4 protein-coding genes and 1 pseudogene are annotated in these 2,985 nt (G+C 66.2%); 2 read left to right on the forward strand and 3 right to left on the reverse strand.

The window, feature by feature from the left end; translation table 11 throughout:
* Positions 1–469 (forward strand): aconitase family protein (locus tag AB4Y84_RS18005; protein ID WP_442250588.1); only part of this gene is annotated, 469 nt, incomplete at its 5' end.
* A 178-nt stretch (positions 470–647) separates the two neighbouring features.
* The gene (locus AB4Y84_RS18010) at positions 648–1,082 is read left to right on the forward strand and encodes an energy transducer TonB (protein ID WP_442250589.1); all 435 of its coding nucleotides are present in this window, start codon (positions 648–650) and stop codon (positions 1,080–1,082) included.
* A gap of 87 nt (positions 1,083–1,169) precedes the next feature.
* Here AB4Y84_RS18010 and AB4Y84_RS18015 read toward each other — a convergent pair whose 3' ends face one another.
* The 3 genes and pseudogenes from AB4Y84_RS18015 to AB4Y84_RS18025 all read right to left on the reverse strand — a co-directional run.
* The gene (locus AB4Y84_RS18015) at positions 1,170–1,541 is read right to left on the reverse strand and encodes a hypothetical protein (RefSeq protein WP_312785822.1); all 372 of its coding nucleotides are present in this window, start codon (positions 1,539–1,541) and stop codon (positions 1,170–1,172) included.
* 186 nt (positions 1,542–1,727) lie between these two features.
* Positions 1,728–2,801 carry a protein-glutamate methylesterase/protein-glutamine glutaminase gene (locus AB4Y84_RS18020; protein ID WP_442243493.1) on the reverse strand — a complete coding sequence of 358 codons (1,074 nt, stop codon included), beginning with the start codon at positions 2,799–2,801 and terminating at the stop codon, positions 1,728–1,730.
* Positions 2,798–2,985: pseudogene (locus AB4Y84_RS18025) on the reverse strand (chemoreceptor glutamine deamidase CheD); the annotation flags it as partial. The gene AB4Y84_RS18020 and the pseudogene AB4Y84_RS18025, both read right to left, overlap by 4 nt.

The raw sequence follows: 2,985 nt of genomic DNA on the forward strand, positions 1-2,985 counted from the left end.
GTTCATCGGTTCGTGCATGACCAACATCGGTCACTTCCGTGCCGCTGCGAAGCTGCTGGAAGGCAAGCGTGACCTGCCGACCCGCCTGTGGGTGGCCCCGCCGACCAAGATGGATGCGTCCGAGCTGACCAAGGAAGGCGTGTACGGCACCTTCGGCGCGACCGGCGCMCGCATGGAAATGCCGGGCTGCTCGCTGTGCATGGGCAACCAGGCGCAGATCCGCGAAGGCTCCACCGCGATGTCGACCTCGACCCGCAACTTCCCGAACCGCCTGGGCCGCAACACCAACGTGTACCTGGGTTCGGCGGAACTGGCCGCGATCTGCTCGCGCCTGGGCCGCATCCCGACCAAGGAAGAGTACATGGCCGATATCGGTGTGATCGCCGCCAGCGGCAGCGAGATCTACCGCTACATGAACTTCGACCAGATCGAGGAATATCAGGACGTGGCCAACACGGTCGCTGCCTGATCCTGCTGATCGGTTGATGATGTAAACGAAGAACCCCCGGTGAAAGCCGGGGGTTTTTTGTGGGCACCTGCGGCGCCGGCTGCGGGTTAGACTTCGACGCGGCTTTTTCAGGAAGACATGGATGTTGGCGGATCGACGACGCTGGGTAGCGCTGGGAGCAATGATGGCGGGCTGGGCCATGGCACCGGCTGCAATCGCGCAGCAGGATGTGCGGGCCGATGAAGAGTCTGCCGATACGCGGATGAGCGCTGACGAACGCAGGGTGTTCCTGCTGCAGGAACAGTTCCTGGAGATCGCCCGGGCCAACGCGTCAAGGTCTGAGACTGCCGAAAAGGTGGAAACCTACGCCTCGGTCGATACCGACTCGCAGCGGCAGCATCCCGTGCAGCTTGAGAACCATCAGCCACCCGAGCGCGGAGTTGGTGCGGCCACGCTGCTGGTGGACGTAGACGAGCAGGGCCGCCCGTATGCTGTGGAGATCGCGCGCGGCAGTGGATCGGCGGCGCTGGATACGGCGGYCGTGGAGGCGGCGTATCGATGGAGCTACAACGCCGCCAGCAGGGATGGCGTGCCGGTGCGCGGAAAGGTGCGGATCACGGTGTCGGTACCGTAACTGCGACTGCGTGAAGTAGCGGTGCCGGGCATTGCCCGGCAGGCAGTTGAAGCGGAGAACCCACGGGCGCATTCCGAGGGTCATCTGCTACTGGATGGTCCAGTCGGCAGTGCCTTGAAGGCGCTTCCCGGCAAAGAGCACATTGCCCCGGCCACCGGAGACGTCCATCTCGAACCAGGGCAGCCCATCACGGTGCAGCGGACGCACATAGGCCCGCTTCCGTGCGCGGTCGAATTCGATGTAGTACCGGCGACGGACGTTCGCTGCATCGGGAGCAGACGGTCCCGACCAGCTGACGTTCACCTCGCCGGGATCCTCACGGCCCACCAGCATCAGCATGAAGAACACATCACCCTGCTTGGCTTGGAAGTAGAACAGATCACCACTGGCGGCGGCGGGTGCCAGTGGCAGTGACAGCAGTGTGGCCGCCAGCACGGCCTTCCATATCCCTGTGATCATGCGCAGCATTCCTTGTGCAATACGGCTATCAAAGCACAGATGCGGGCAGCCCGTTGAACCGAAGAACCCTGGTGAAAGCCGAAGTTTTTTGTTGCGTGATGGCCTGTAGAGCCGAGCCCATGCTCGGCTTGCCGGAGCGGGGCCCGAAAAGCAGCCGAGCATGGGCTCGGCTCTACAGCCGTCCCATCAGCTGCGGGACAGCGCCAGCAATCGCTCGGCAATGCGCTCCAGCGGCACCTGTTCTTCGGCCGCGCCCAGCTTGAAGGCTGCACCGGGCATGCCCCAGACCACGCTGGAGGCTTCGTCCTGCACCAGCGTCGGTGCGCCGGCCTGGCGCATTTCCAGCAGGCCGCGTGCGCCGTCATCGCCCATGCCGGTGAGGATGGCGCCGATGGCATTGCCGCCGGCGGCCTGCGCCACCGAACGGAACAGCACGTCCACCGCCGGCTTGTGGCGGTTCACCGCGGGGCCGTCATCCACACGGCAGCGCCAGCGCGCACCGTCGCGGATGATCCGCAGGTGCTTGCCGCCGGGCGGCAGGTACGCGTGGCCGGGCAGCACTGCTTCGCCATCGCTGGCTTCGCGTACGGCCATGGCCGAATGGCGGTCCAGACGCTCGGCGAAGGCGGTGCTGAAGCTGGCGGGCAGGTGCTGGGTCATCACCACGGCCGGACCGTCGGCGGGCATGCCTTCCAGCACCACGCGCAATGCTTCGGTACCGCCAGCCGACGAGCCGATGGCGATCAGGCGGTCGGTGGTGCGGAACTGCGTTGCTGCCGGGCGCGCGGCAGGGGCGGCATCCAGCGTGAGTTTCGGCGTGGCCACGCGTACCAGCGGGCGCACCCGGGAACGCGCAGCCATCTTCACCTTGGCGATGATTTCGTCGGCATAGCCTTGCAGGCCGCGGGCCACGTCGAGCTTGGGCTTGGACACGAAGTCCACCGCGCCCAGGCCCAGTGCCTGCAGGGTGGTATCGGCGCCGCGTTCGGTCAGCGAAGAGATCATCACCACCGGCAGCGGGTGCAGGCGCATCAGGTTTTCCAGGAACGCCAGGCCATCCATCCGTGGCATTTCCACGTCCAGGGTGATCACGTCCGGGGCCAGGCGCTTGATCTTCTCGCGGGCCAGCAGCGGGTCGGCGGCGGTGCCGACCACGTCGATGGCCGGATCGCTGGACAGGATCTCGGTAAGCATCTGCCGCACGACGGCGGAGTCGTCGACGATCAGGACCCGGCAGGGGGCGTTGCCGGTCAGGTTCATTCGAACAGCTCCACGCCACCGGTGACCGGGGCCTTGGACAGGCTTGCGCGCACGGCCGATTCGGTCGCGGCGACTTCGGCTTCGTGGGCGTGCGGCAGGCGCTGCACGACGACGCGGCCGGTATCGGCGAAGAACCAGATCTTGCGCGGATGGATGCCGCACAGGTCCTCGGCGAGGATCGGGA

The organism is Stenotrophomonas sp. 2YAF22, from assembly GCF_052114665.1.
Taxonomy (GTDB): Bacteria; Pseudomonadota; Gammaproteobacteria; order Xanthomonadales; family Xanthomonadaceae; genus Stenotrophomonas; species Stenotrophomonas indicatrix.

Coding starts and splice junctions, on each gene's coding strand:
- AB4Y84_RS18020 (WP_442243493.1), bottom strand. CDS start 2,801: ATGAACCTGACCGGCAACGCCCCCTGCCGGGTCCTGATCGTCGACGAC.
- AB4Y84_RS18015 (WP_312785822.1), bottom strand. CDS start 1,541: ATGATCACAGGGATATGGAAGGCCGTGCTGGCGGCCACACTGCTGTCA.